This window comes from Vibrio sp. 10N.222.48.A3, assembly GCF_041475345.1.
GTDB lineage: Bacteria > Pseudomonadota > Gammaproteobacteria > Enterobacterales > Vibrionaceae > Vibrio > Vibrio tasmaniensis_A.
Map to the genome: position 1 here is coordinate 1 of NZ_JBFRVX010000667.1, position 5,446 is coordinate 5,446.

3 protein-coding genes and 1 pseudogene are annotated in these 5,446 nt (G+C 42.9%); 1 reads left to right on the forward strand and 3 read right to left on the reverse strand.

Annotation, left to right across the window (positions count from 1 at the left end; translation table 11 throughout):
* Window positions 1-185 (reverse strand): annotated as a pseudogene (locus AB4653_RS18065) (phosphohydrolase); the annotation flags it as partial.
* A 210-nt stretch (window positions 186-395) separates the two neighbouring features.
* The gene (locus tag AB4653_RS18070; RefSeq protein ID WP_009846189.1) at window positions 396-1,055 is read right to left on the reverse strand and encodes an HAD family phosphatase; all 660 of its coding nucleotides are present in this window, start codon (window positions 1,053-1,055) and stop codon (window positions 396-398) included.
* Window positions 1,056-1,466: 411 nt separating this feature from the next.
* Here AB4653_RS18070 and AB4653_RS18075 point away from each other — a divergent pair, with 411 nt between their 5' ends.
* On the forward strand, window positions 1,467-2,795 hold the full coding sequence (locus AB4653_RS18075; RefSeq protein WP_004732879.1) for an anaerobic C4-dicarboxylate transporter: 1,329 nt from the start codon (window positions 1,467-1,469) through the stop codon (window positions 2,793-2,795).
* 329 nt (window positions 2,796-3,124) lie between these two features.
* On the opposite strand, the gene AB4653_RS18080 is transcribed toward AB4653_RS18075, so the two are convergent.
* On the reverse strand, window positions 3,125-4,957 hold the full coding sequence (locus AB4653_RS18080; RefSeq protein ID WP_102258361.1) for a hypothetical protein: 1,833 nt from the start codon (window positions 4,955-4,957) through the stop codon (window positions 3,125-3,127).
* Window positions 4,958-5,446: the final 489 nt, after the last annotated feature.

Below are 5,446 nucleotides of genomic sequence, written 5' to 3' on the forward strand. Positions count from 1 at the left end.
GGGAAGGTGAAGCAATCATGAAGGTAAGCGGCAGGAAGAACGACCTCAAGCTTAGCCTGTTCTTGAGTACACAAAACCTCAGCAGTTTTGACTACTCGCTTGATATGGCTGATGTCGTGCGCGGCATCCTGTGTCATCTCTTGCTGAGCAAAATCAAGCAGTTGGCTTTCAAATCTTTTAATCACGCGTCCCTTTCTCCATCTGTAGACGTTATCAATGTTGCTTATCGATTAGTATCGTTTCATCTCGACTGTAACAGTTTCTTGCGCGATTTTTTATCTTTTATAAAAGGAATATAAACAAAAAAACCGACTCAGTGAGTCGGTTTAATAGAGAGGCTTGTCTACGTATTTTAGGACGAGATAGATAAAAGCATTATCAACAGTAATTAGAGCTTAAGCGACGGCTTGCTGAAGCTGCGCTAACACATGATGTAGGGAAGGGCTGATCGTGTGACCAAGCGCTTTCACTTCGTCACATGGTTCTACCAAATCTGGGATCTGGAAGCTGATCATGTTGGCTGCCATAGATGCGCGAATACCGTTGTTTGAATCTTCAAACGCTAGGCAATTTTCAGGTGCAACACCTAAGCGCTCTGCCGCTAGCAAGTAGATCTCAGGGTGAGGCTTACCATTGGTGACTTCACAGCCTGTGCTTAACGAAGCGAAGTAAGAATCTAACCCAGCCAGTTCAAGCTTCTTTTTCGCGATATCAAGCTGAGTGGAGGTCGCAACCGCGATTGGAATGTCGTTTGCTTTAAGCCATTCAAGTAGTTCGATAACACCATCTTTAACTGGGATTGCTTGGTGCTTAACAACCGCATTGTAGCGAGTGCGCCATTCGGTGTTCAGCGCCGGGTAATCTAACCCTTCGCCGTAGCCCTTTCTAAAAATTTGTTCGATGGTTTTTGCGTTACAACCAATGATGCCTAAGTAAACATCTTGCAAGAACGGAACATCTTGCGCGTGACATGCTTCTTCAAAAATCTGCATACAAAGTCGCTCGGTGTCGAGTAACAGTCCATCCATATCAAAAATAGCAGCTTGAAAATTCATATCCGTGGTTCTTTCTGTGTTGTCATCGTGAGGGCGAGTATTTTGACATAGTGTCTCGGGATAGGCGAGTCAGTGTTCAGTAAGAATATGCTTAGTTAGATTGGGAGTATGCTTCTGGATGACTTTATATATGATTGATTATGAATAAAATAATATCGTTAAGTTATGAATCTGGCACTTTATAGGCCATGCAGATCTAACAGTCACAATAATGGTTATCGTACATAACAAATTTAGATTTAGAGTCTGTCTTCCTATTACATTTCATAAACTTACGGTTCAGTTAGCGTGACCATAATCTTAGAAAAAACAATTTGCGAGAGTCTGCAATCATAGTGTGACCAAGCGATAAGTAAATAGCGGAACTTAGGGACAAAATATCATTAGTCCACATTTTTAGCAGGGTTGCTTATGTTGTATTTTGAGTTTCTATTTTTATTAGTCGTTCTTTATATCGGGTCTCGATATGGCGGTATTGGCTTAGGTGTTGTTTCTGGTATTGGCTTGGTTATCGAGGTGTTTGTCTTCAAGATGCCACCAACGTCTCCACCTGTCACCGTAATGCTGATCATCCTCGCTGTTGTTACCTGTGCTTCTATTCTTGAAGCGGCTGGTGGCTTGAAATACATGCTGCAAGTGGCCGAAAGGGTACTGAGAAAGAACCCGAAACGCGTCACCTTGATAGCACCGTTCGTGACTTACTCGATGACATTCCTATTAGGTACTGGCCACGCGGTTTACTCCATCATGCCTATCATCGGTGATGTTGCACTGAAGAATGGTATTCGTCCTGAGCGCCCAATGGCGGCTGCATCTGTTGCATCTCAACTGGCGATTACTGCATCTCCAATCTCGGCAGCAGTGGTTTATTACCTCGCGCAACTTTCTGATATCCAACACTCTATTACTCTGCTTTCTATTTTGATGGTGACGGTTCCTGCAACGCTGTTCGGCACACTTTTACTTTCTCTGTATAGCTTGAAACGTGGTAAAGAACTGAACGACGATCCTGAATACCAAGCGCGTCTAAAAGATCCTGAGTGGAAAAAGCGCATCGAAAGCACCACTGCGACGTCTTTGGATGAAGTACTTCCAACTTCGGCTCGTAATGCAGTATTGATTTTCTTATTGTCGATTGTGGTGATTGTTATCGTGGCGATGGTGCCTGAGATCAGAACCATCGTAGACGGCGACAAGCCAATCAAGATGTCGGTGATCATCCAAATGATGATGCTCTGTTTCGGCGGTATCATTTTGTTAGCGACCAAAACTGACCCGCGTGATGTGCCAAACGGCGTGGTATTCAAATCGGGTATGGTGGCAGCGATTGCTATCTTCGGTATCGCTTGGATGTCGGATACCTATTTCCAATACGCAATGCCTCAGTTCAAGTCGGGCATCGTGGAAATGGTGACTAACTACCCATGGACGTTTGCACTAGCGCTATTCATTGTATCGGTTGTGGTGAACTCGCAAGCCGCTACTGCACGTATGATGCTGCCTGTTGGTCTTGGCTTAGGACTAGACCCAGCCCTGCTTATCGGCTTAATGCCAGCGGTTTACGGCTACTTCTTCATCCCGAACTACCCATCAGATATCGCTACGGTTAACTTCGATGTCTCTGGTACCACCAAGATTGGTAAGTGGTATTTCAACCACTCATTCATGTCGGTCGGTTTAATCGGTGTAGTGGGTGCATGTTGTTTAGGCTACGCATTGGCACAGATTTTCATCGCTTAGTCTCACTTTTTATCGCTTAATCTGACTTCTTGTCGCTTAATTAAGCGATAACGAGATAACAAACAAAAACAGCGCCTATTTAGGCGCTGTGTTTGTTTTTACTGTTTGGAAGTTCTGATACGAACCTAGATTTCGAATTAATAACCAATATTAACGAGGCTCAAAGGCGAGTGACTGAATCGCTTCTTCTCTCGCCAGTTACTGTTACAACGACTGTTACCACTACAACTACAACTACAACTACAACTATAACTACCACCACAACTACAGCTGACCCTTTCGGGCAATATCCAATTTACTATTCGCAACAGAAGCGTAATTTTTGAAGGCTAAACTTGAGGTTCTAAGATCAGCAAGCTGCCCTTTTGTGCGTGTTTTTTTGTTTTCTTCCTGTCTTTAAAGCGTGCATTAGCGGCTATTTCAACTCCTAGCTGGGCATTGGTCAATGCGTCGTCACTGTTATCCGTTGAGCTTAAATAGGCGGCTTCAAGTTCTGGTGGTCTGAACAAATTCGGCAGAGTCCCCCTCATTCCATCAATGTCAGATTCAGTAAAGTCTGTGATAACAGAAATTCGCCATAATTCTTCAGCAAGCAACTTATAGCTTTGATCTAATAAAATCATATAAGTGTGGGCTTTATTCTGACATCGGCCAAGTGCAACTATGTTGACACTGCGGTCATATTTTTCATTTTTACGCTTTTGATAAGCTTTTGTTGTTAAATGGGAGGCTAATTTATCCCACAGCAAAATTTTAAGGAGAAGGGGATTAACCATGGTATCCGCCTCTACATCAGTACCTATACCTGCTGTTAAGCCTGCAGCCGCTCTCACTTTAATATCGCCGCTACCGCGTACAACAGCCTCAAGTGCCGCGTTTATTCCAGCGCCAGCACTTACCGAAGCTTCAATTTTAAAACGTGCAGCATCAATACTGCGCGCTTTAAAAACGGCTGTTGTCGATCCCTTCGCTTTAGCACCGATAAAAGCACTACCACCGATAGCGCCGACAATAAACTCATCAGCTCCGAGGATATTGCTGCTGTTGAATGCTCCGTTTACCTGAGCTTTAACTTCCGCGCCGACAAATAAGGACGCTTCGCTTTGTAGAGCAAATAACTGTCCAATACTCAGTTCATGGCTGACTTCAACCATTACGCCAAATTTTGCCGCCAGTTCAAGGTTAACCCCGATATCGATGCCAGGGATCAACTGCATTGGTGCAAAACCATTACGATTTTCAAGCTCAGCCTGTGAAAAGTTGGTTTCTTTTCCTAATCCTTGGCTAACACCGGCATTGCCTGTTATGCCTATTTCCGGCTTGCCCGCCCGCCCCTTCATAATCCCCGCCCCGCCATTGCTGCCGAATTTTGCATGCAAGTCGGTTTCTACTTTAACTCGTGCTTCAACACCAGCCTTAACTGAGGCTTGGTTACGGACTATATTTCTAAAATCCCAAGTACGTTTTATTTCAATTTTGCCTTCAGCAAAAAGATCCAGAGTATTTTTAGTACTTAGCGCACCGTCTCTTGCTGATGCTTTATCTTCATAACTGGTCTTGATACCTTTATGACAAAGTGCGGTATATGAATTGCGTTTATGCTGATCATTAAGGATCTGCCAGATATTATTATCAATGTTCTCTTTCTGATCGTACAAACTTTTCAGGCTATCAAGTTGTGCATCAATCACTTCAAGCTGTATACGTCCTAGCTCACCGTTTCTTACAATATTTGTTCTAAGTGATTCGATGAGTTTTATCTGCTGTAGCAAAAAATTATAGGTAGTGCGGTTAATACATTTAAAGCGAATATTTTCCAGTGGCGTTTTACTTGGGCGAACTTCTCTTATTATTTTTTTGAAATGTACTCTAATCTGACTGCGCAGAACCATCCACACCGGATCATTTGTCACATCTGAGGCACCAAAACCATAACTGCTACTTAGCTTCTTATGGTGTCTATATTTCATCGCTTCAAGATGAGAATAAACGGCATCAATACCTCTCTGCAGGTAAGGTATCGCTTTTACCTTATTGCTTTTAAAAGCCATATAAAGATTACCTGTCCATCTTTTAAATTCGATGTCACAGGCGCTTGGCGGCTGAAAGCTGCCGTTGGGTTTTAAAATATAATCGATATTGAGTTCTAAAGGATTTGCCATTTTAAACTCCTAAACTAGGGTTGATCGGTGAGCGCGGCGAAATGGATATTCGAGGAAGATATAAAGTCTTGCTTTGATGACATCTCGCACTCATGGCTTCTTAAACATGCTCCAATGGATAGAGTAATCCTTAGGAAGTCATTAGAATTTCGGTACATACAGAAAAGCAGAGTTTCACTTAATTCAAGTAGGTATGTCAAAGAGGGGATTATCTCGCCTACAATACTCATTCACACCTTAATTGGCTTAGATAAAGCGGTTAAACCCCCGGACATTACCTAGGATGAGGTCAATGTTAATGGGTACATCGATAACTTTATCATCACGGACGCTTCAAAAGAAGTTATCTAAACGAAGATAACTCCAGCTTTGTGATAACGAGGCAAGAAATAGAAACGGCGTCTAATTTGGCGCTGTTTTTGTTTGTTCTGTTTGGACGTATTAAGCCGAACCTAAGTTTTGAATTAATACCCAATATTAACGAGGCTC

Excerpts from the sequence above, each read along its gene's own strand:
- AB4653_RS18070 (WP_009846189.1), bottom strand. The coding sequence starts at position 1,055 with ATGAATTTTCAAGCTGCTATTTTTGATATGGATGGACTGTTACTCGAC.
- AB4653_RS18075 (WP_004732879.1), top strand. The coding sequence starts at position 1,467 with ATGTTGTATTTTGAGTTTCTATTTTTATTAGTCGTTCTTTATATCGGG.
- AB4653_RS18080 (WP_102258361.1), bottom strand. The coding sequence starts at position 4,957 with ATGGCAAATCCTTTAGAACTCAATATCGATTATATTTTAAAACCCAAC.